Raw genomic sequence first — 22,625 nt, 5'->3', positions numbered from 1 at the left:
GCGGGCGGCCAGCGCGAGGAGCGAGGGAGCAATGCCCCGGAACGTCAGACCGGCCCGAGAAACCTTTCGCGCAGCGATCACCGCAGCAGAGCTTTCCCATTTCAACCCGCAAAGCCGCGGCAAATCGCCGGCACGACTCGGCGAACAGCATTGCCAGGCCCCGGAACGGTCTGAACCTATGAGCCGAAACACGATCCGCGTGCGAGGAGGTTGAACAAGGTGAAGACCGGGATTGGACGTACGCAGAGTTCCAATCAAGAATCTGGAACAAGATACCAACTCCCGATGGCCGGCCCGGCGTCGTTCCTGCAACAAGCCGGCGCGTCTCAGCCTTCCGATCGCGCGCCATGACGGGAGCGGGTCAAAAGCACTGTAACACACGACCAGACGGGTGAATCCGTGAGAGACACGGTCAGCGATCAAGACATGATTCTGCGCTCCCGGAGGCGCGGCAAGCAATCGACAGATCGGCTAAGTTATTGAAATAATGGTGGGCGCGGCTGGGATTGAACCAGCGACCCCTACGATGTCAACGTAGTGCTCTCCCGCTGAGCTACGCGCCCTATCTCTCGCGGCTTCGGGAAAAGCGCCGCGCGAAGGAGGCGTGTGTATAGCCAGCGTCAGATCGATTTGCAAGACCTCTTTCGATGCTTTTCGCTCACTTTTTGACGCCCCGCCCGGCACGGTGCGGCGCGCCCTCCCGTCCGGGGCGCGTGACGCTTGCCATCGCCGGAATCCATATTAGGTTTGGGGGACGGGAGCGGCACGCGGAGACTGCGGGTTGAAATGCGAAACTGCGATGGATGACAAGGTCGGCGCGATCATCGAGCCGGGGTTCCTGTCCTCGGGCGACGTTGCGTCCCACCCGGTGCCGCTGGTGCCGGACGAGATCGCCGAAATCTACCGCATCGTGCGCCCGGATGCGCCCGCCAGTCCCCTTGTCGTCGCCTCGCCGCACAGCGGGCGGATCTATCCGCACGACCTGGTCGAGGCGTCGCGACTCGGTCCGCTGGATCTGCGCTCCTCCGAAGACAGCTTCATGGAGCAGGTGCTGGAGGGCGCGAGCCGCGCCGGCGCACCACTGCTGACCGCTCACTTCCCGCGGGTCTATGTCGACGTCAACCGCGAGCCCTATGAACTCGACCCCGGCATGTTCTCCGACCCGCTGCCCGACGGCGCGGTGACCGAAAGCATCCGGATTTCCGCCGGGCTCGGGACGATTGCCCGGGTGGTGGCGAATTCCGAGCCAGTCTACGGCCGCAAGCTCACCTTCGCCGAGGCCGAGGAGCGGATCCAGCGCTACTACACCCCCTATCACCGGGCCCTGCAGCGGCTGATCGCCGAGGCGCTGGAACGGTTCGGCTTCTGCCTGTTGATCGACGGCCACTCCATGCCCTCCAGCGCGGTCCGGCATGTGCGCAGCGAACGCCGGCCGATCGACATCGTGCTCGGCGACGGTCACGGGGTCACTGCCGCGCCGCTCTTCATCGCGCGGGCCGAGAGTTTCTTCCGGGCCCGGCATTACACGGTCCGGCGCAACAGTCCCTATGCCGGCGGCTTCGTGACCCGCCATTACGGGCGCCCGGCGCTCGGCATCCACGTTCTGCAGATCGAGATCAACCGGGCGCTCTACATGGACGAGCGGCGGATCGAACCGCGCGCCGGTCTCGCACCGCTGCAGCAGGACATGGCCGCGCTCCTGGCCGATCTCTCCGAAGCCGCACTGCAGGTTGCGGCGACCGGAGCGGGCGCGGTCCGGGCCGCGGCGGAATGAACGCAGCCACCTGACGATTACGGCACGGTCCTTGCTTCTTTGCTTCCGAAAGGAGTTAGACCATGCGCTTTCTGTCCAGACTGGCCATTCTTGCCGCCCCCTTGCTGGTTCTTGCCGGAATTTCCGGGGCAAGCGAAACCTCGGACCGGATGTGTGCGAACGCCACCCGTCACGCCGAAGGCGAGCACCGGATCCCGCGCCACCTCCTCTTCGCGATCTCGCTGAAGGAGACCGGGCGCTGGAATGACGAGCGGCAGGAAAGCTTCACCTGGCCCTGGACGGTGACCTCCGGCGGAGAAGGCCGGCACTTCCCGCACAAGATCGCGGCTATGGCGGAGGTCCGGCGCCTGCTGGCGAAAGGAATCACGAACATCGATGTCGGCTGCATGCAGATCAACCTGCACTATCACGGCAAGGCCTTCGACAGTCTCGAAGAGGCTTTCGATCCGGACAGGAATACCGAGTATGCGGCGCGTTTCCTCACGGAGCTGAAGCAACGCCACGGCTCCTGGCGCGACGCGATCGAGCACTACCATTCCGGCAACGAGACCCGCGGCAGGACCTACCGCCATGCGGTCTCCCGCCTGCAGCAGCAGGCCTACAAGGGTGTCGCGCTCACGATGGCGGATCCCTCGACCGACGATATCGAACTCGCCGCCCGCTCGGCGGCCCGTGCCGATGCCCTCAGCGCGGCGGCGGACGCCCGGCGCGAACAGCTCGAACAGGAAGCGGCGATCCGCGAGGCTCGTGCCGCCCGCCAGCTGAAGATCGCATCCGAGACCGCGCGCCGGCTCAAGCAGGAGTTCGAGGATCGCCGGGCCAGCAAGCTCGCCGCCTGGCAGAAACTGAAAGCCGAGCGGCAGGCCGCCGCCGGGTTCGTGGCCAGCGCAAACTGATCGGCAGGGGCCGAACAGTAGAGCTTGCGAAAAGATCTCCGGCGCGCGAGCTTGCCCGCTCACGCTCGCGCAACAGGGAGAATCGCCCGTGCCAGGACCGGTCCGCGGCGTGGCGTTCGACAAGGACGGCACGCTCATAGATTTCCAGAAGACGTGGCTGCCGGGCCTTTTGTCCGTGGCCGGGGACCTTGTCGACCTTCACCGCATCGACGCCGATGCGGACGACCTCACCCGCGCCGCCGGCGGAGATCCCGACGCCCGGACGATCGCGCCGGGAACCCTCCTCGCCCAGGGCACGGCGCTCGAGGTCGCCACGCTCTGGCGCAGCCTGGCTCCGGGCCTGCCCCCGACCGCCGACCTGGCCGACTGGCTCGACGATTACTGGCTCGATCACGCGGCCCGGAACCTGACCCCGGTCTGCGACCTCGGCGCCCTGTTCTCGACTCTGAGAAACCGGGATATCCGAATCGCGGTGGTGACGAACGACGCCGAACGCGGCGCACGGGACATGATCCGCCGGCTCGGCCTCGGCGATCTGGTCGATTTCGTCGCCGGCTACGACAGCGGGCACGCCCCCAAGCCGGCCCCCGACATGATCCGGGCATTTCTTGCGGCTTCCGGCCTCGAGGCCTCGCATGCGGTGATGGTCGGGGACAATGCCGCCGACATGGATGCCGGCCGCGCGGCAGGCTGTTGCGCGACCGTTGGCGTACTCACTGGCGCCACGCCGGAGTTCGAGCTGACAGAAATTTCAGATTTTATCATCCCGGATGTGGGCCATCTGCCGCACCTGCTCAAGCGGGCCCTTTGACGCAGAACTCTGCGGAATTCAAGCCAAATAACGTATACATCGATGTATTTCCTCATGCCGGGAAAACCCCGGACCCGGCAGGCCCCTTGGACTCGAAGGCTTTGACGGCGTGCGGAAACGTGGCAATACTTCGGCCACCACGGGACCCAACGGCCTCGGACCAGTTACCGAACGCCGGCAGAAACTGACTGTGGGGTTAAGTAACGAGATCCGGAAAACCGGGTCCGGCTAGATAATGAAATAGGGAGGTAACTCATGAAATTGGGTTTGCTTAAGACGTTTGGAGCGCTTGCGATCGCTTCGACTGTGGCGATTGGTATTGGTTCCGGCGATGCCGAGGCCAAGAAAGTTCGCTGGAAAATGCACGCTGCGTTCGGCCAGAACGTCAAGGTTCTGGGCCCGCCGCCGCACCGTATCGCCGAAGGCATCGGACGGATGTCCGACGGCGATTTCGACATCAAGGTCTTCGAGCCGGGCGCTCTGACCGGCGGCTATGCCTACTACGACCCGATCAGCCAGGGCGCGATCGACGCGGCCTTTGGTACCCCGGGCGCCAACCAGGGCAAGAACTCGGCCTACGCGTTCCTGTCGACCTGGCCGTTCGGCCCGGCAGCGCCGGAATTCGTCGCATGGTTCAAATATGGCGGCGGCACGCAGATCGGCGAGGAACTCTACGGCCGCGACAACATCAAATATCTGCTCTGCGGCATGATCCCGCCGGAGACTTCCGGCTGGTTCCGTAAGAAGATCGAGAGCCTCGATGAGCTGAAGGGCCTGAAAATGCGCTTCTTCGGCGTCGGCGCGAAGGTCATGCAGAAGTTCGGTGTTTCGACCCAGCAGCTTGCTGGCGGCGACATCTACCCGGCCCTGGAGCGTGGCACGATCGACGCCACCGAATTCTCCATGCCGGCGATCGACCGTTCCTACGGCTTCTATCAGATCGCCAAGTACAACTACTTCCCGGGCTGGCACCAGCAGTCCACCTCCAACGAACTGCTGATCAACATGGACAAGTGGAACGCTCTGTCCGACGGTCAGCGGGCCATGCTCGAGATCGCGTGCGACAAGAACGTGACCGACATGATCGCCGACGGCGAAGCCTCCCAGTTCGAGGCGATGATCGCCAACGAGAAAGACGGCGTGGAGATGGTCAACTGGACGTCCGACCAGCTCGCCCAGTTCAAGGCGAAGTGGGAAGAAGTGCTGGCGGAAGAGCTGGCGGCCAACCCCGACGTCCAGAAGCTCTGGGACAGCTACACGAAGTTCAACGAGGGCTTCAAGGTCTGGGGTGACCGCGGTTACCTGAAATAAGAGACGCTTAAATGCGGGAGACCCTTTTCGAAGGGTCTCCCGACTTTTCTGTTTGATGCCCCTTGAGAACGGACCGGCTCGACAAGGTCAGACCGCTTCCAGCAACCGAGCGGTTCAAGGGATCAGTCTCTCACTCTCATCCAAATGGGGTTTCATTTATGAAAGCCGCGCTTAACCTTGCGAGCGTTCTTGATCGATGGTCCCGAAAAGCGGGCCAGGCGGCGGCATGGCTCATCGTCCCGCTCGTGCTCATGATCGTCTTCGATGTTGTGACCCGGAAGGTGGATTTCATTCGCCTCTACTTCTCCCAGTTCTCCATCGACTACGGATACTCGGTCTCGACTATCCTTCAGGACATGCAGTGGCACCTGCACGGCATCATCCTGCTGCTGACATTCGGGTTCGGATATCTCGCCAACGCACATGTCCGCGTCGACGTCTTCCGCGAGCATGTTCGGCCGCGCAAGCAGGCCTGGATGGAATTCATCGGGCTGTTGGTACTCGCCCTTCCGTTCCTGTTCGCGGTTGCCTGGGAATCCTGGGTGCTGGTCTCGATCTCCTATTTGCAGGGCGAAGGCTCGGAATCCATGACCGGTATTCCTTGGCGCTACGTCATCAAGGGCTTCATGCTGATCGGCTGCGTCGTTCTGGCGCTGGCGATCTTCGCCACCCTGTTCCGGCTCGCGGCCTACCTGTTCGGCACGCGCGAAGAGCATGAGGAAGCGAGAGACGCTTTGGAAATCTTCAACTACGAGCACCACAAGCCGGAATGAGCGGATTCATCATGAAAACCGGCGATAAATCCAGGGGCGGCGATATCCAAGATGTTTGAGGTTCTTTACGATCATTTCTACGAGTTCATCGGAGCGTACATGTTCCTTGCGCTCGCGCTGATGCTCTTCACGGGACTCCCCGTGGCCTTCGCGCTCGGCGGCGTCGCGGTCTCGTTCGGTCTCCTCGGGATCTGGCTCGACGTGCTCGATTTCGCGGTCTTCTTCCAGGTCGTGCAGCGGATCTGGGGCGGTGACGGGGCTTCGGGAGCGATCCAGAACCCCATTCTGGTGGCAATCCCATGTTTCGTCTTCATGGGAACCATGCTGGAACGGTCTAGGGTCGCGGAAGACCTCCTTCATATCCTGCAGGTCCTGTTCCGTCGCGTTCCGGGGGCCCTCGCCCTCGCGGTGACCGTCATGGGCACGATCATGGCGGCGACCACAGGCATCATCGGCGCCTCCGTCGTCATGATGACCCTGATGGCGCTTCCCACCATGATCTCCCAGAAATACGACCGCTCGCTCGCGACGGGCACTCTGGCGGCCAGCGCGACCCTCGGCATTCTGATCCCGCCGTCGATCATGCTGGTGCTGATGGGAAGCCTGCTGGCCGTTTCTGTCGGCAACCTCTTCGTCGGGGCCATCTTCCCGGGCTTGCTGCTGTCGGGCCTCTATGTGGTCTACATCGTGGTGATCGGGATCATCTCGCCGGAGAAGGCGCCGGCGATCGCGGAAGACGCGATCCAGATGGAACCCAGCAACAAGAAGAACATCCTGAAATTCTTCGGTTTCAGCGCCGCAGCCATGGCTTTCTGCTACATCATGGCGGAATCCCATCTCGCGGATGTGTTCAACTGGGGTCTGATCGGCTTCCTGATGGTGTTCGGGATCTCGATGATCATCGGACGCATGGAAGGCGACAGCTATCTCGGCGGTATCCTGAAGGGCTTCGTGCCGCCGATTTTCCTGATCACGCTCGTGCTCGGCTCCATCTTCGCCGGCTGGGCGACGCCGACGGAAGCCGCCGGCGTCGGTGCCTTCGGTTCCCTGATCCTGGCCTTCGCCAACGGGACGCTGAACAAGGAAGTGCTGCGCGACGTCGTGCACCGGACAGGTCTCACCACAGCGATGATCTTCCTGATCTTCGTCGGCGCGACGGCCTTCTCGACGATCTTCCGTAACGTCTATGGCGAAGACCTGATCATCGAGTTCATCGAATGGCTCGAGCTCGGCCCGTGGCCGCTCCTGTTCATGTTGATGTTCGTGGTCTTCATCCTCGGCTTCTTCTTCGACTGGCTGGAGATCACGCTGATCATCCTTCCGGTCTTCGCGCCGGTGATCCAGACCATGGCTCCGGAATTCGCGCCGCATCTCGGGCTCGAAGTGCCGACGAACAATGCGCAGATCGAGTTTGTACAGCAGCAGGTGCTCTACTGGTTCGCGATCATCGTCGCGATCAACCTGCAGACCTCCTTCCTGACGCCGCCCTTCGGCTTCGCGCTCTTCTACATGAAGGGTGTGGCCAAGGAGATGGTCTCGATGCAGCAGATCTATCGCGGGATCATCCCGTTCGTGATCCTGCAGCTGATCGGCCTCGGGATCGTGGTCGCCATTCCGGAAATCACGCTCTGGCTGCCAAGCGTGCTGCTGAACTAGCAGGACCGAGACAAAACAAAAAACGCCCGGCTTCGAGCCGGGCGTTTTCGTTTGGGAGAAGAGTATCTTTAGGCCGAAAATTCGGCCCTGATTGCCTCACTATGTTCGCCAAGGCGCGGCACCGGACGGAACGTATTGTCCATGCCGGTGAAGCTCGCCGGGGGCGCAACGGTCTCGATCGTGCCGACAGGCGTCTCAACCGGCACACGGCGCAGCGCCGGATGCGCCAGCACGTCCGCGACGCTGTTGATCGCCCCGAAGGCGATACCGGCCGCTTTAAGCTTCTCCTTCACCTGCTCGCGGGTCAGGCCTCCGAAGACACGGTCGATCGCGGCATTCACACCCTCGCGGTTGGCAACGCGGTCGGTATTGGTGCGGAAGCGTTCGTCGTCCGCGAGACTCTCGTCGCCGAGCACGGACGCACAGAGCTTGCGCCACTCGCGGTCGTTCTGCACCGCGATCAGGATCATGTCCCCACCGGCGCAGGCGTAGGCCCCGTAGGGCACGATGGCAGGATGGTTGAGACCGATCCGCTGCTCCTTCAGCACCCCGTAGGCCTCATGCAGCAGCCAGGGCGACATCCATTCGGTCATGCCGCCGAAGAGAGAAACCTTGATCTGGCTCCCCTCGCCCGTCCGACCGCGCAGCAGCAGCGCCTCGAGCACCGCGATCCGGGCGAACATGCCGCAGGCGATGTCGCAGATCGAAACCCCGACCCGGCCCATCTCCTCTTTCGAGCCGGTCACCGAGATCAGTCCGCTCTCCGCCTGGACGAGGAAGTCGTAGGCCTTCATCTCGGCATAGGGCCCCTCGTCCCCATAGCCGCTGATATCCACCGTGGTCAGCCGCGGATAGCGCTTGCGCAACTCGTCCGATCCGAGGCCCATCCGGTCCGTCGCGCCGGGCGCGAGGTTCTGGATGAAGACGTCCGCCTTCGCGAGGATCCGGTGCAGCAGCGCGCGGTCGTCCGGGTTCTTCAGATCCGCGACGAGACTCTCCTTGCCCCGGTTGAGCCAGAGGAAGAAAGCGCTCTCGCCATGGACCTCGTGGTCGTAGCCGCGGGCGAAGTCGCCCTCCGCGCGCTCGACCTTGATTACCCGCGCACCGGCATCGGCGAGCCGGGAGGCGCAATAGGGCGCAGCCACCGCCTGATCGATGGAGAGCACCAGCATTCCGTCGAGAGGTTTTGTCATGACAGCGCCTCCCCGCTCAGTAGGAGCGGGGCATGCCGAGGACATGCTCCGCGATGTAGGCGAGGATCATGTTGGTCGAGATCGGCGCGGTCCGGAACAGCCGGGCCTCGCGGAACTTGCGCTCGACATCGTATTCCTCGGCGAAACCGAAGCCGCCATGAGTCTGCAGGCAGGTATCCGCCGCCGCCCAGGCCGCTTCCGCCGCCAGCATCTTCGCCATGTTGGACTCGGCGCCGCAGGGCTCGCCCGCCTCGAAGAGCTGCGCCGCCTTCTCCGCCATCAGCGCCGCCGCCTCGGTCTCGGCATAGGCCTTCGCGATCGGGAACTGGATGCCCTGGTTCTGCCCGATCGGCCGGCCGAAGACCTTGCGCTCGCTCGCGTATTTCGTCGCCTTCTCGATGAACCAGCGGGCGTCGCCGAGGCTCTCGTGGGAGATCAGGATGCGCTCCGCGTTCATCCCGTCGAGGATATAGCGGAATCCCTTTCCCTCCTCGCCGATCAGGCTATCGGCCGGGATCTCAAGATTGTCGAAAAAGACCTCGGTCGTGGAGTGGTTGACCATGGCGCGGATCGGCCGGATCTCAAGACCGTTGCCCTTGGCCTCGCGCATGTCGACGATGAAGACCGAGAGGCCCTCGGTGCGCTTCTTCACCTCTTCCTTCGGCGTGGTCCGGGCAAGCAGCAGCATCAGGTCGGAATGCTCGGCGCGCGAGGTCCAGACCTTCTGCCCGTTCACAACGTATTTCGTATTGCCCTTCTTCACAGCCGTGGTGGAAAGCGAGAGCGTGTCGGTGCCGCTGGTCGGCTCGGTCACGCCGAAGGCCTGCAGGCGGAGCTCGCCGCTGGCGATCTTCGGCAGGTATTTCCGCTTCTGCTCTTCAGAGCCGTGCCGGAGCAGCGTGCCCATGATGTACATCTGCGCGTGGCAAGCGCCACCGCTGCAGCCGCTGCGGTGGATCGTTTCCAGAATCGCCGCGGCGGCGCTGATCGAGAGGCCGCTGCCACCGTACTCCTCGGGGATCAGAACCGCGAGATAACCGGACTCCGTCAGCGCCTGCACGAATTCCGTCGGATAGGCCCGCTCGCGGTCCTTCTCGCGCCAGTACTCGCCCGGAAAATCGGCGCAGAGCGTCGCTACGGCCCGCCGGATCTCGGCGATCACCTCGGCATCGGTCGACATGGGTCCTCCCTCTTGCGGCCTTTGCGGCCGCTTTCGATCACTTTTCCTGCAACCGGAAGATACCAAGGCGGACCGCGATCCGACCCTCCTTCAAATTGCGATAGATGTGTTTCTGTTTCCGGGCAAAGGCCTCGCCCATGATGACGGGCGCACCAGAGGGCGGCTCCGGAGCGCCCTGCTCCGCCCGAACCTGGCGGGCTTCCCGCTGCGCATCGAGATAAGCCTCGACCAGGGTCGACTGGTCCTCGAACCGCTCCGTGACGAAGCCCGCGGCATGTACCGCGGCCTCGACCTCTTCGGCCGGGACGAGGTGCGAATGATCGGGCAGAGTGGCCCAGGGAACCGGCAGATGCACCGGCTCACCCGATCCGGCGACAATGTCGTAGAGCCCAAACCGCCCGCCGGGTTTGAGGACACGAGCAATCTCGCGGTAGAGCGCCGGCTTGTCGGCGATGTTCATCGCCACATGCAGGGTGAAAATGACATCGAAACTGTCGTCGGCAAACGGCATGGCAAGCGCATCGCCCTGCTCGATCCGGATGCGCTCCAGCCCGACCAGCGCGTTCAGCTGCCGAGCCGCGTCGCAGAAATCGGCGGTCAGGTCGATCCCACTGACGTCTGCCCGATAGCGTGCCGCCGCCATGCGGGACGGCCCGCCAAGGCCGCAGCCCACATCCAGCACCTTGTCGCCCGCTTGGATATCCAGCGCGTCGAGGAACTCTTCCGCAGCGACGCGGCCACGCAGATGCATCTGGTCGACGGAATGGAGATTGGCTTCTGTGATCTCGTGCCGGGCAATACCCGACGCCTCAAGGATCGCGATCAGCCGCTCGGCCAGACCGCTGTCGGAACTGTAATGCCCCGCGACGTCCGGCCGGTCGCCCACCGGATCAGCCCCAGAGCCGGAAATCCGGCGGTTGCACAAGGCTGCCCTCATAGACCAGGCCCGGCTCGCGGTCCTTCGCGAGGAGCAGCGGACCGTCGAGATCGACCACCTTGGCGCCCTGCGCCACCACGATCCCCGGTGCCATGGCGAGCGAGGTGCCGACCATGCAGCCGACCATGACCTCGAAGCCCATGGAGAGCGCCCGGTCGCGCAGCCGGAGTGCCTCGGTGAGGCCGCCGGTCTTGTCGAGCTTGATGTTGATCATGTCGTACTTGCCGACCAGATCGTCGAGCGTCTCGCTGTCGTGACAGCTCTCGTCGGCGCAGACCGGGACGACCCGGTCCAGGCCCTTCAGCCCCTCGTCCTTGCCGGCCGGCAGCGGCTGCTCGATCATCGTCACGCCAAGCTTGGCGAATTGCGGCGCATACTCCTCGTACTGCGCGACGGTCCAGCCTTCGTTGGCGTCGACAACGAGCTTGGTGTCCGGCGCGTTCTCGTGGATCAGCGCGACGCGTTCCAGATCCTTGCCGTCACCGGTCATTTTCAGCTTGAGGACCGGCCGGGAGGCATTGGCCTTGGCCTTCTGCCCCATCACCTCCGGCTCGTCGACGCCGAGAGTATAGACCGTGGTCACGGGCTTCGGTTCCGGCAGGCCGGCGAGTTCCCAGGCCCGCTTGCCGGTTTTCTTCGCCTCGAAGTCCCAGAGCGCGCAATCGATCGCATTGCGTGCGGCACCGGGCGGCAGCGCCGAGAGCAACCCCTCCCGGTCCATGCCGTTGGCGATCTCGCCCGCGACGGATTCGATCTGCGCCGTCACGCTGTCCAGCGTCTCGCCGTAGCGGGCATAGGGGAAGCATTCGCCGAGACCGTCGACATCGTCGCCGGCGATCTCGACCACGATCACTTCCGATTCCGTCCGCGCGCCGCGGGAGATCCGGAAGACGCCCTGCAAGGGCCATTTTTCGCGTCTGACCGAGACCGACCGGTACATCAACTTCCCCCTTATGCTTCGCCGATTGCCGGATCAGATCCGGATCAGATGTCCATGTTGTCGACGATGGCGCCGACCCCGTTGCGGATCGGATCGACCGCCGGCAGGCCGGTCTCGTCGCTCGCCTGCTTCAGGAACGCTTCCGCCGCGGCATCGTCGAGGCTGGAGGTATTGATGCAGACGCCGACGAATTTCGCATCCGGGTTGGTCAGGCGGGCAGCCTGCAGATAGTAGGGGATGCATTCGCTCAGGCTCGGCACCGGATATTCCGGCAGGCCGCGCATGTGCGGACGGTTGGCCTCGTGGCAAAGCACCATTGCATCCGCCTGGGCGCCATGGATCAGGCCCATGGTCACGCCGGCATAGGAGGCGTGGAAGAGCGAGCCCTGCCCTTCGACCAGATCCCAGTGATCGGCCTCATTGGCCGGAGCCAGTTCCTCGACAGCACCGGAGATGAAGTCTGCGATCACCGCGTCGACGGAGACGCCGGACCCGGCGATGAAGATGCCGGTCTGCCCGGTCGCGCGGAAGGTCGCCTTCACGCCGCGATTGTGCAGCTCTTTCTCGATCGCAAGCGCGGTGAACATCTTGCCGACGGAACAGTCGGTCCCGACCGGAAGCAGCCGCTTGCCGGGCCGCTTCTTGCCGTTCGCGACGGAGAAATTGCCCTTCGGGTGACGCACGTCATAGAGGCCGAGCCCCTTGGCCTTCGCCTTTTCCGCCAGCGCGGGGATCGTGGCGATCTTGGTATGCAGCCCGCTCGCGATCTCCATGCCGTGGTCGAGAGCTTTCTCAAGCTCGACCATCCAGCTCTCGCCGATCACGCCGCCGCGGTTCGCGACGCCCAGGATCACGGTCTTCACGCCGGCAGCGGCGGCTTCCTCGATGGTCATGTCGGGAAGCTTCAGATCGGCCTTGCAGCCCGGCAGACGGAGCTGACCGAGGCACCATTCGGGGCGCCAGACCTTCACGCCGTTCGCGGTCTTGGCTGCGAGCTGATCGGGCGCATCGCCCAGGAACATGAGATAGGGATGGCGGATTTCCACGACGTCACCTTGAGATAAATAGGGTTACGCATCGCCCCGGACGGAGCAGGACTAGAGCCGTGCGTGGCCTCTGCGGACGCGGGGCGGCCCGCTTCCGGACGGATCCGGAATGCGAGCCGCTGCGGCTCAGGTTTCTTCGAGATGGACTTCGTGGTCGCCTTCGGGCGCCACTTTCCATCCGGCTTTCGCACTTCTCCAGAGAAGATAGGCGGAAAGTACGAGCAATGCCACTCCGATGATCGGACGGGCGATACCTTCCATCATGAACATCGGCACCGACACCCCGACAAGGAGTGCAGGAACGTAGGCCAGGGTCCATGACTGCGTGCCGCGCAGTTTCTGGTACCACGGGAAAGCGACCGAAAAGGCCGCGACCACGAGGAAGAAGAGCGACCAGGGACGGCTGATGAACAGCATCAGATCGTTGTCGATCGAGAGCGCCCGCGACAGGTTCAGCTCGGCCACATGTCCCAGCACGACACCGAGGATGATCGGCGCCAGCGGGAAGCCGAGCAGGCGCAGGATGTAGCCGGCCACGCCGAAGAAGAACAGCACCCAGATGTCGTAGACGATGTTGTTGAGCGCGAACACGCCGATCGCACAATAGGCGAGAATCACCGATGCCAGCACATACATCGGGATCCGGGTCACCAGGAGGAACAGCTTCAGCGTCACCGACTGCATCGCGATCATGATGAAATGCGCGAGGAAGAAGGCGATGAAAATCGCGTAGGCAAGGTCCGGATTGTCACTGATGAAAGTCGGGCTCGGCTGCACATTGTGGATCAGCAGGGCTCCGAGCATCACGGCGGTGACGATATCCCCCGGAATACCGAGCGCCATCATGGTGATCAGCGCGCCGCCGGCCGTGGCGTTGTTCGAGGCTTCCGGGGCAATGATGCCGTCCGGAGTGCCGGTCCCGAACTTCTCCGGAGTCCGGGACGCCTTCTTTGCCTGGTCGTAAGCGAGAATATTCGAGATCGAGCCGCCGGCCGCCGGCAGGACGCCCGTGAAAACGCCGATGAACGACGAGCGCACCAGGTTGGTCCAGCGCGAGAAAATTGTGCGGATTGCCGCCAGATGCTCGACCCGGACCTTGGCATCGGTACCCCGCGTATCCATGAGCGCGGATCGCGCTTTCACGCGGTCCTGGATATCGGAAAGCAACTGACTGAAGGCGAAAAGACCGATCAGCACCGGCAGGAAGGAAAAGCCGGACTCGAGATCGTCGAAGCCGAAGGTGAAGCGTGCGACACCGTTCACTTCGTCCTCGCCAACCGTGCCGATGAAGAGACCGAGGGCACCCGCGATCATGCCTTTCATGATGTTCTCGCCGGACAGGCTCGCGGTGATGGTCAGCGCGAACAGCACGAGCGAGAAATAATCCCAGGGGCCAAACTCGAGGCCGATCACGGCGAGACTCGGCGCCAGCGTGACCAGAAGCACGGCGCTGATCAGGCCCCCGAAGAAGGAAGACCAGACGCCGAGGCCAAGCGCGAGGCCCGGTTTGCCACTGCGCGCAAGCGGAAAGCCGTCGAAGGTCGTTGCGATGGAGGACGGGGTTCCCGGAATTCCGGTCAGCATGCCGGACATCAGACCGCCGGACAGGCCGCCGACGAAGACGCCGATCATGGTTGCGAGCCCTTCGACCGGGCTGAGCCCGAAAGTGAAGGGCAGCGTCAGAACGATCGCCATGGCAATGGTGAAGCCGGGAATCGCGCCGGCAATGAGGCCGGCGGTGACCCCGACCGTCATCAGGGCGAGGTTCCAGACCGCGAAAACATCGGAGAAGGCGTAGAGAATATGGTCAAGCATCGCGCGCTCCTCAGTTCAGCTGCAGAAGTTCGCCGTCCGGCAACAGAACGCCGAGGCCAAACGTGAAGATGCTCCACATGATCCCGACCGTCGCCACGGCGACGAGCAGATGGAGCGGGACCCGCTTCAAGCTGGGTTCACCGAGGAATGTCAGCGCAAGGAAGACGAAACCGATGCCGCCGAGCAGCATGCCCAGAAAATCGAGCGTCATCAGAAACAGGAAAAACAGCGCGTAGACGATGACCGCGTTGCGGTACTTTCCGAGCCCGCCGGAAGAGCCGTCCGCCGGTACTTCGCCGGTGCGCGGCTTCAGGATGCTCTGGCCAAGCAGTCCGAGACTGAAGGCCGTCAGCACCACGAGCACGGCCTGCGGCCAGACGCTCGACTGCATGGTTCCGTAGTTCGTAACCTCGATCTCCAGACTGGCGGAGAACATGACCCCGCAGAAGACCAGGAGCACAAGCGCTATCAGCGTATCTCGGTTCAACCGGCCCACCGGCTATCCTCCACACTCGTATCGGCCAAATGCAAACGGCGGCTCCCGGGGACCGGGAGCCGCCGCCCGCAAGGCTGTTTAATCAGCTGCCTTTGTAAAGTCCAACCTCAATCGCGATCCGCTTCCAGTCCGCGAAGGTCTTCTCGAAGTAAGCCGTGTACTCCTTCGGACCGAGGTAATTGACCGCGGTGCCCTTGGCGTTCATCGCCTCGACCACTTTCGGGTCCTGCGCGGCCTTCTTGAACATCTCGGCATAATGATCGATCACGTCCTGGCTCGCACCTTTCGGCAGAACGATACCGCGGTCCGTACCATAGATCAGGTCATAGCCCTGCTCTTTCAGGGTCATGACCTCCGGGATTTCCGGATTGCGCTCGGGCGTGGTGATGCCGAGGGCCTTCAGCTCGTTGGTCTGAATGTATTTCTTGGCAGCGGCGAGGTTGATTTCGCCGATCTCGATGTTCTTCGCCAGCAGCGCGGTCATGCGCTGACGCGTGCCGTCATAGGAAACGTGCTTGAACTTCACGCCCGCCGCATCTTCGAGCAGCAGGAAGATGAAGTGGCTGGTGGACCCGAGCGTGCCGCCGGCAACGACCGAACCCGGCGCCTTCTTGGCGGTCTCAACCAGTTCCTTAACGTTGTTGTACGGAACGTCCGGGTTGGCGCCGATGATGGCCGGGGTCCGGGTCAGCAGGGCAACCGGCTCGAAAGCGTCCCAGGTGAAGTCCACGCGGCCGTTGAAGAAGCTGGTGAGCGCGCTCTGGTGAATGGCGAACAGGGTGCAGCCGTCCGGCTTGGAGCCACGGGCTTCCTTGGCGCCCTTGTTGCCGCCCTGACCGCCAATATTGACGACCTGAAGCTGCGGCTTCGCGCCGGCCGCATTGACCGATTCCACGAACTGGCGGAAAATAACGTCGGTACCGCCACCCGCGCCCCACGGAACGATCAGTTTGGCGGTGCGGCAAGGCAGATCGGCAGCCTGGGCGCCCGCGCCCCCGGAAAGGGCGACAGACGCGGTCGCAAAGGCCGCAAATAGGGCTGTCTTGATCTTCATTTCTTGTCTCCCAGAAGTCACACCGACAAAGGCCGGCACTCTAGATGTCGCGGACGCACCTCCGGCGCACCCGTCCAGAGCCAGTAACCCTATGAATACGAAACCGGGTGTCAACCTTTTGCCGTTGCCAGACGAGGTTTCATTTTCCAAGCGTGAACAGTGAAAACAAACACTTAAACTGATTTCGCCTTCAGGTTGTCGTCTCGACGACTTCAGCTTTTCTGCCCGAGGCGGCCTCTATTGTCTTGACGCTGCAGCATTTCCTTCCAGTCGGCCGCAAGATTTTCCAGATAGCGGGAAAATCCATCCGCCGTGATCAGGCGTGCCTCAGTGCCATATTCCTCGTGCAGGGTCACCAGGACGCCGCGGGTCTCCATGACCTTCTGCAAGGTCGCAACATGAGCGGCGACGACCTCCGCGGGAAGACCTTCCGGCCCGAAAATCCCGTGATCTATTCCAAGGCTCAGCCCGTCGGTCGCCGTCCCCAAAGTCGGAATGTCGGGCAACAATTCGGAAGGCGCCTCGGCGGTCACGGCCAGGATATGAAGCTGCTCATTCTTCATGCGCGCTTTCGCGGCCCGCAGAGAGACGAATCCCATCGTGCCGGGCGGCCCGTCGAGAATCTCGCGATAGCGCGCAAGACCGTTGGGAAAACTCCGTATCCGAAAGCGCACGCCGAGTGCTTCCTCCATCTGCAGGAACAACAGTTTCTCCAGCGGGTCGTCCACCAGGGCAAAGGCCACGGCTTCCGGCTCGGTTCGCAGATCGGAGATGATTTTGCCGAGACGCGGCGGTTCCGGTTCCTCTCCCTTCGGCGCCGGTTTCGCGGGACCGCCCGTCGAAAACGCCAGTGCCATGGGTGTCCGCGTCAGCAGCGCGACAGGCGTCAGTCCGCGCCAGGCCCGCATATCGCCGTCCAGGATTTCAAACGCCACCCGGATCTGCGTGTCGACCAGCAGGGTGCAGCCGTTCGGCGCCGCGGAGTCGATCAGGTTCTGCGCAATCGCCCGTGGCCGGTTGCGCACACGATAGCTGCTGCCTCCGGCCGCACTCGCAGCATCCGCGATCGCCCGCGCCACAAGGTCGCTGGCCGACCCGACGGCAGCCGGGACGATCAGTGATACCGTAGCGCAGGAAAGATCCTGGGCGTGTGCGGGCCCCGGCCGCGCGGACAGCGCGGCAGCCACCAGAATCAGAGGCACTAAGAACCTGAACTGTCGCATCCTGCTCCCACCCGCGTCGCGGAGACTATACATTGCCGCAGACCGCCGTCCAGCCGGACGCCGAACCTGCCGTGGTTTGACAGCAGCGAAATCTGGGCTACAGAAAGCGTCCAATTCTTGCAATCACAGCGGACACGGGAAATCGGATCGATGGGTACAAAGCTTAAAATCGGCATTGGCGGTCTTGGAGCCATCGGCCTTACCTTGGCGCGCGCCGTGACCGACGGCACCCTACCTGACCTGGAACTCGGCGCCGTCTCTGCTCGGGATGCTGAAAAAGCTGCAAGTAATCTCTCTTCAATCGGCGCGACCGCCCCCGTCGTCCCGCTTGAGGACCTGGCAAAGTCGTGCGACATCGTCGTCGAATGCGCCCCCGCCGCGGTCTTCGAGACCGTTGCCGGGTCCGCGATCGAGGCCGGACGCATTTTTGTACCGGTCAGCATCGGCGCCCTGCTGAATCATATGGATCTCGTCGACCGGGCGAAGGAAACGGGCGCAAGGCTGATCTTACCGACCGGCGCGCTGATCGGGCTGGACGCGGTACGTGCCGCGGCGGAAGGCGAGATCGCCTCGGTTACGCTGGAGACCCGCAAGCCGCCGCGCGGGCTTGCGGGCGCCCCGTATCTCGTGGAGAACGACATTTCCGTCGAGCGTCTGAACGTGGCGAAGAAGGTGTTCGAGGGAAATGCGCGGGAGGCTGCCAAGGGCTTCCCCGCCAATGTCAACGTAGCGGCCGCCCTCAGCCTCGCCGGCATCGGCCCCGAGCGGACAACGGTTCAGATCTGGGCAGATCCGGAGGTCACCCGGAACACCCATACGATCCGCGTCGAGGCCGACAGCGCCCGCTTCACGATGACGATCGAGAATATTCCGACGGAAGAGAACCCTAAGACCGGGAAAATAACCGCCCTCAGCGTGATCGCGACCCTGCGCCGCGTCACGGCGCCGCTGACCGCCGGAACCTGACCGCAGCGAGCGGCCCTGCTCAGCTGGTCAGGTTGAGCAGGCCGCCGCCGCCGCTGATCCCCTGGAACAGACTGACGAGATTCGGATTTGTCGGGCCACCTGATGTCGTGGTCCCGCCGACCGCCTGCAGATCCACCTTGATCAGGTACTGCTCGATGAACTTGATCGCGTAGTTCGTATTCTCGAGCGGCTTCAGGAAACTCAGATTTTCGGCGGAACCGCTCGAGCCGGTCAGCGCGTTCTTCTTTTCGTCGAGAATCGACTGCTGGATATTCAGCGTGTACTGCTCGGCCTTGATCCGGCCCAGCGTCGAGCCGACGGTGAACAGCGCATCGTTCAGCAGCTCTTCGCGGGAAGCCGCGGTCGCGCCGGTGACGGCAAGGTACTGGAGCGAACTGAGTGAACCCTCGAAACTGTCCTTGAAACCGTTCTGCGCATCGACGGTGATCACCGTACCCAGCGTGCCGAGCGTGACCTTCAAGTCGCTCGCGAATTCCTCCAGCAGATTGTCCCCGCTCGCGCCGGCACTATCGATGATCTTGTCCAGATCGCTACGGATCTGACGAATCTCGGAGTCGATCGCCCCCAGAGGGTCCGCTGTGTTGGCGGCGAAATCGAAGATCCTACGATCCGTCACCAGATTGTCCTTCAGGTCAGACAGGGCGTCGGTGAAAGTCGTATCGACATCGCTGATGATGCTGTTCGCATTCGCCGCCGAGAGCGTGGTCGGCAGGCCGGCAAGGATGTCGGTGTCGAGGGTCCCGCCACGCGCATCGATGCTCTTGCCCGAATTGGTGTCGGCTTCGTAGGTGAAGGTTCCGCCCGTCAGGAGATTGTCGAAGGTATAGGTATTTGTCCCATCGGAGGCCGAGCCGGCATCGTTGATGAGCGAGGTCAGTTCTTCGAGTTTGGCGCCGTATTGCGTGTTCAGCGCATCGATATCCGCATCTTCCTGTTGTGCATCGAAGGCGAGCGAGCGGATCTCGGAAATAACAGAAGCGGCATCCGCAAGACGGGTCAGAGCGTCGTCAACGGCGGAAATGCCCTGCGACAGTTCCTGCGAGTTCAGCGTGTAGCCGAAATTCACGCTGTCGATACTTCCATTGAAGCTCGAATTGTTGACCCCATTCACGATACTGGCCGATTTGAACTCGTCCTCGGCAGCATCGAAATCGGCTTCCGCCGCCGCGAGGCCGGATGACAGGGCACCGAGCGTCACCGACTGGAAGGCCGTGTTGGCGTCATCGAGGCTGGTCAGGAACGAACTCAGGTCGTAGGAGGAGGTGACGACGGCGGTACCGTCCGATTTCACCACCGTCGTGATCTTGGAGCTGCCAAGCGCATCGATCCCGCTGCCGCCATCACCTGACGGAACGAACAGGTTTTCCGTGGTCCCGGACGTGGTGTCGACGTAATTGGCACTCTTGATGAATCCGTCCGCGGCCGTGATCTCGCCGACGAGGTCGGCAAACTCGTTCTTCAGGCTGTCGAGGTCTTCCTGGGTCTCGACGCTCGCGGCCTCCGCGAAAATCTGGTTCAGGCGCTCGATATTGGGATCGGTTTCCGCCAGAGCGCGCTCTCCGGCGGCGATCAGGCCGCGCTGGCGGATCAGTTCAGGAATTGCCGCCTCCTGAACCGGTATCTCGTTCGCAAGCACGCCGGCCGGATTGGTGACGTTGTCGAAATCCTGCAGGCGGATCCTCAGGTCTTCGAGCTGCTCCTGCAACCCGCTGAGCTCGGTATTTGCGTTCGTGGTCGCAGCAAGTCCCGTCTTCAGGGCCGCGAGATCGTCCTCCACGAGATCGACCCTGCTCTTCCTGACATTTTCCTCGTCCCGGTCAAGCGTGTTCAGCTTGTCGAAATCGAGCTTGGCGTCGAGCAGGGCCTCCTGCCGCAGGACGGACTGGTTGGCGATCTGCGGCGGCAGGCCGAGCGCCGTGGTCACGATGCTGCGCAATGCGATGTCGCCGAGAATTTCGACGGAGGAATCGACCTCGTTGATCCTGCGCAGGAAATAGACCGCCTCACGAGCTGCCGGGTTCTCGTTTCCGAGCGAGATCTCGAACGCGTTCGTCAGGTATTTGTCGATGACCTCTGTCTGGGCCTCTTCGCTCTTGAACTTCGAAACGCCCTCCTTCCCGACATTGAAGAACTTCGCGAGTTCGGCATAACGGGGGTCGGCCAGACGATTGGCGTAGGAGTTCGGATCGTCGTTGTCGCTGTTGAAGATCGCCTTCAGTTTGCCGGGATTGCCGATCTCCGACTCGAGACCGAACGCGGTCAGCACGAATTCGAGGGTCGCGCGGTCCTTGAGCAGGTCATCGAGCTTGGTGAGCTTCTCTGAGGAGGCCTGGAAATTGGTAATGCTCTTTTGAACATCGGCGCGATTGTAGAATTCCGTACGCGCCGCGACGGGATCCTTCTTGTATTTCGCGAATGCCGCTACCGCTGTCGTCGGAAAGGACGAGGAAGCGCTGCCGCCAAGAATGGCCAATGCGACCGATGCGTTCGACATGTTGTCCTCTGCTTCTGCAGCCGGAACTTCGGCCCGGCTCTAACCACATGATAACATGCAGGAATCGGACCACCTCTTCTGAGGCATCGGATTTATAGCATTTCCGGGGTTAAAATTCAATTTAGGAAATGCCGCGCGCCCCCGGGAATTGCGAATCTTCGGTGTGCCGCATTATAGTCGCCCCTCTTCGACACCTCCGTCCCAGGAAATGTGATGTTCACGACCCGACCGGAAATCCGCGGCACTTTTGGTGTCGTCACCTCGACCCATTGGCTCGCCTCCTCGGCCGGCATGGCCATTCTTGAACGCGGCGGCAATGCGTTCGACGCGGCCGTCGCCGCCGGCTTCGTGCTGCAGATCGTCGAGCCGCACCTGAATGGCCCGGGCGGCGACCTTCCACTGATCATGCATAGCGCCGGAGAGAACCGGACCCGCGTGATCTGCGGCCAGGGCCCGGCGCCGCGGAACGCGACCATCCCCGCGATCCGCGATCTCGGGCTCGATCTCATTCCGGGCAGCGGCCTGCTCGCGGCGGTGACGCCAGGCGCGTTCGACGCCTGGATGCTGATGCTGCGCGACCACGGCACCATGGGCCTCGCCCAGGTGCTGGAATATGCCGTCGGCTACGCGCGCAACGGCTATCCGGTGGTCCCGAAGATCACCGACACGGTCGAGACGGTGCGCGAGCTGTTCCAGAACGAGTGGAAGACCTCGGCCGCGATCTATCTGAAGGACGGCAAGGCGCCGGTGCCGGGCGGCATCTTCTCCAACCCGAAGCTGGCCGACACCTACGAGCGCATCGTGCGTGAGGCGGAGTCCGGCGGCGGCAGCCGAGAGGCTCAGATCGACCGGGCGCGCGACATCTGGTACCGCGGCTGGATTGCCGAGGCCATCGACCGCTTCTGCCGGGACGCCTACATGGACGCGACCGGGCGCAGGCACAAGGGCCTGCTGACCGGCGACGATCTTTCCGGCTGGTCCGCGAGCTACGAGGACCCGCTCGCCTACGACTACGGCCGCTATACGGTGATGAAGCCGGGTGCCTGGAGCCAGGGTCCGGTGCTGCTGCAGCAACTCTCCCTGCTGAAGGCGATGGGTCTTGCCGACATGGACCCGACCGGCCCGGATTTCGTCCATGCGGTGACCGAAACCTCGAAGCTCTCCTATGCCGATCGCGAGGCCTATTACGGCGACCCGAATTTCGTCGACGTGCCGATGGAGACGCTCTTGAGCGACGCCTATGCCGAAAGCCGGCGGGCGCTGGTTGGCAAGGACGCCTCCGACGCTTTCTTCGCCGGCACCATCGAAGGCTACGACAACAACATCGCCTTCACCCTCGAGCCGCACGCCGCCGACATTTCCGGCGCCGGTCTCGGCGTCGGCGAGCCGACCGTCGGCAAGATGGGCGAGGCCCGGGGCGACACCGTTCATATCGACATCATCGACAGGGACGGCAACATGGTCTCGGCGACCCCGAGCGGCGGTTGGCTGCAGAGCTCGCCGATCATCCCGGAACTCGGCTTCTGCCTCGGCAACCGGGCGCAGATGTTCTGGCTCGAGGAAGGCTCGCCCTCGACGCTCGCGCCGGGCAAGCGTCCGCGCACCACGCTCTCGCCCAGCTTCGCGCTGCGCGACGGCGAGGCCTACATGCCCTTCGGCACGCCTGGCGGCGACCAGCAGGACCAGTGGTCGCTGCTGCTCTTCCTGCATCATGCCGAGCACGGGATGAACCTGCAGGAGGCGATCGACTGCCCGGCCTTCCACAACGAGCATTTCCCGAGCTCTTTCTGGCCGCGCGGCCGGACCGAGAAGCGGCTGGTGCTGGAAGGACGGTTCCCGGAAGCGACCGTTCAGGAACTGCGCCGCCGCGGCCACGATGTCGAGGTCGGCGAGGACTGGTCGGAAGGCCGCCTCACCGCAGCCGCCAAGGACGGCGACATGCTACGCGCCGCAGCCAACCCGCGCGGCATGCAGGGCTACGCTGTCGGCCGCTGATCCGGAGCTTCGCGCGGGCGGCGGCATGCCGCCCCGCGACCATC

General features: G+C 63.3%; 18 protein-coding genes and 1 tRNA gene. 8 read left to right on the top strand and 11 right to left on the bottom strand.

Annotation, left to right across the window (positions count from 1 at the left end; translation table 11 throughout):
• Window positions 1–488 precede the first annotated feature (488 nt).
• Window positions 489–563: transfer RNA gene (locus ACOOE1_RS19485), tRNA-Val, on the bottom strand.
• Between the two features lie 236 nt (window positions 564–799).
• Between ACOOE1_RS19485 and ACOOE1_RS19480 the strand changes: the two genes are divergently transcribed.
• The 6 genes from ACOOE1_RS19480 (at window position 800) to ACOOE1_RS19455 (ending at window position 7,221) form a co-directional block, all read left to right on the top strand.
• Window positions 800–1,774: an N-formylglutamate amidohydrolase gene (locus ACOOE1_RS19480; protein WP_420403867.1), complete on the top strand. Its 975-nt coding sequence runs from the start codon at window positions 800–802 to the stop codon at window positions 1,772–1,774.
• Window positions 1,775–1,836: 62 nt separating this feature from the next.
• On the top strand, window positions 1,837–2,670 hold the full coding sequence (locus ACOOE1_RS19475) for a transglycosylase SLT domain-containing protein (RefSeq protein WP_420403866.1): 834 nt from the start codon (window positions 1,837–1,839) through the stop codon (window positions 2,668–2,670).
• 88 nt (window positions 2,671–2,758) lie between these two features.
• Window positions 2,759–3,481: an HAD family hydrolase gene (locus tag ACOOE1_RS19470; protein ID WP_420403865.1), complete on the top strand. Its 723-nt coding sequence runs from the start codon at window positions 2,759–2,761 to the stop codon at window positions 3,479–3,481.
• A 255-nt stretch (window positions 3,482–3,736) separates the two neighbouring features.
• The gene (locus tag ACOOE1_RS19465; RefSeq protein WP_420403864.1) at window positions 3,737–4,792 is read left to right on the top strand and encodes a TRAP transporter substrate-binding protein; all 1,056 of its coding nucleotides are present in this window, start codon (window positions 3,737–3,739) and stop codon (window positions 4,790–4,792) included.
• A gap of 158 nt (window positions 4,793–4,950) precedes the next feature.
• Complete coding sequence (locus ACOOE1_RS19460) at window positions 4,951–5,565, top strand: TRAP transporter small permease subunit (protein ID WP_420403863.1); 615 nt, start codon at window positions 4,951–4,953, stop codon at window positions 5,563–5,565.
• Window positions 5,566–5,616: 51 nt separating this feature from the next.
• The gene (locus tag ACOOE1_RS19455) at window positions 5,617–7,221 is read left to right on the top strand and encodes a TRAP transporter large permease (protein ID WP_420403862.1); all 1,605 of its coding nucleotides are present in this window, start codon (window positions 5,617–5,619) and stop codon (window positions 7,219–7,221) included.
• Between the two features lie 68 nt (window positions 7,222–7,289).
• Here ACOOE1_RS19455 and ACOOE1_RS19450 read toward each other — a convergent pair whose 3' ends face one another.
• From ACOOE1_RS19450 to ACOOE1_RS19410, 9 genes are all read right to left on the bottom strand, one after another.
• Complete coding sequence (locus tag ACOOE1_RS19450) at window positions 7,290–8,414, bottom strand: CaiB/BaiF CoA transferase family protein (protein ID WP_420403861.1); 1,125 nt, start codon at window positions 8,412–8,414, stop codon at window positions 7,290–7,292.
• 16 nt (window positions 8,415–8,430) lie between these two features.
• Entirely contained in the window at window positions 8,431–9,594 is a 1,164-nt protein-coding gene (locus ACOOE1_RS19445; RefSeq protein WP_420403860.1) for an acyl-CoA dehydrogenase family protein, read from the bottom strand.
• A 37-nt stretch (window positions 9,595–9,631) separates the two neighbouring features.
• Window positions 9,632–10,480, bottom strand: coding sequence for a class I SAM-dependent methyltransferase (locus tag ACOOE1_RS19440; RefSeq protein WP_420403859.1), 849 nt, complete (start codon window positions 10,478–10,480; stop codon window positions 9,632–9,634).
• Window positions 10,481–10,484: 4 nt separating this feature from the next.
• Window positions 10,485–11,471 carry an N-acetyl-D-Glu racemase DgcA gene (gene dgcA / locus ACOOE1_RS19435; RefSeq protein ID WP_420403858.1) on the bottom strand — a complete coding sequence of 329 codons (987 nt, stop codon included), beginning with the start codon at window positions 11,469–11,471 and terminating at the stop codon, window positions 10,485–10,487.
• Between the two features lie 44 nt (window positions 11,472–11,515).
• Window positions 11,516–12,517, bottom strand: coding sequence for an N-acetyltransferase DgcN (dgcN, locus tag ACOOE1_RS19430; protein ID WP_420403857.1), 1,002 nt, complete (start codon window positions 12,515–12,517; stop codon window positions 11,516–11,518).
• A 126-nt stretch (window positions 12,518–12,643) separates the two neighbouring features.
• Window positions 12,644–14,332 carry a tripartite tricarboxylate transporter permease gene (locus ACOOE1_RS19425; protein ID WP_420403856.1) on the bottom strand — a complete coding sequence of 563 codons (1,689 nt, stop codon included), beginning with the start codon at window positions 14,330–14,332 and terminating at the stop codon, window positions 12,644–12,646.
• 10 nt (window positions 14,333–14,342) lie between these two features.
• Window positions 14,343–14,828, bottom strand: coding sequence for a tripartite tricarboxylate transporter TctB family protein (locus ACOOE1_RS19420; protein WP_420403855.1), 486 nt, complete (start codon window positions 14,826–14,828; stop codon window positions 14,343–14,345).
• 82 nt (window positions 14,829–14,910) lie between these two features.
• Window positions 14,911–15,882, bottom strand: a complete 972-nt coding sequence (locus tag ACOOE1_RS19415; RefSeq protein WP_420403854.1) for a Bug family tripartite tricarboxylate transporter substrate binding protein — start codon at window positions 15,880–15,882, stop codon at window positions 14,911–14,913.
• 212 nt (window positions 15,883–16,094) lie between these two features.
• Complete coding sequence (locus ACOOE1_RS19410) at window positions 16,095–17,084, bottom strand: Bug family tripartite tricarboxylate transporter substrate binding protein (RefSeq protein ID WP_420403853.1); 990 nt, start codon at window positions 17,082–17,084, stop codon at window positions 16,095–16,097.
• A 171-nt stretch (window positions 17,085–17,255) separates the two neighbouring features.
• Here ACOOE1_RS19410 and ACOOE1_RS19405 point away from each other — a divergent pair, with 171 nt between their 5' ends.
• Window positions 17,256–18,071, top strand: coding sequence for an aspartate dehydrogenase (locus tag ACOOE1_RS19405; protein ID WP_420403852.1), 816 nt, complete (start codon window positions 17,256–17,258; stop codon window positions 18,069–18,071).
• Between the two features lie 19 nt (window positions 18,072–18,090).
• Here ACOOE1_RS19405 and ACOOE1_RS19400 read toward each other — a convergent pair whose 3' ends face one another.
• Window positions 18,091–20,586, bottom strand: coding sequence for a DUF1217 domain-containing protein (locus ACOOE1_RS19400; protein ID WP_420403851.1), 2,496 nt, complete (start codon window positions 20,584–20,586; stop codon window positions 18,091–18,093).
• A 213-nt stretch (window positions 20,587–20,799) separates the two neighbouring features.
• Here ACOOE1_RS19400 and ACOOE1_RS19395 point away from each other — a divergent pair, with 213 nt between their 5' ends.
• Complete coding sequence (locus ACOOE1_RS19395) at window positions 20,800–22,581, top strand: gamma-glutamyltransferase family protein (RefSeq protein WP_420403850.1); 1,782 nt, start codon at window positions 20,800–20,802, stop codon at window positions 22,579–22,581.
• Window positions 22,582–22,625: the final 44 nt, after the last annotated feature.

It is taken from the genome of Nisaea sp. (assembly GCF_965216895.1).
In the GTDB taxonomy this organism is placed as follows: domain Bacteria; phylum Pseudomonadota; class Alphaproteobacteria; order Thalassobaculales; family Thalassobaculaceae; genus Nisaea.
The sequence above is the reverse complement of the archived record's forward strand: the minus strand, read 5'-3'. Positions and strand labels throughout refer to the sequence as shown.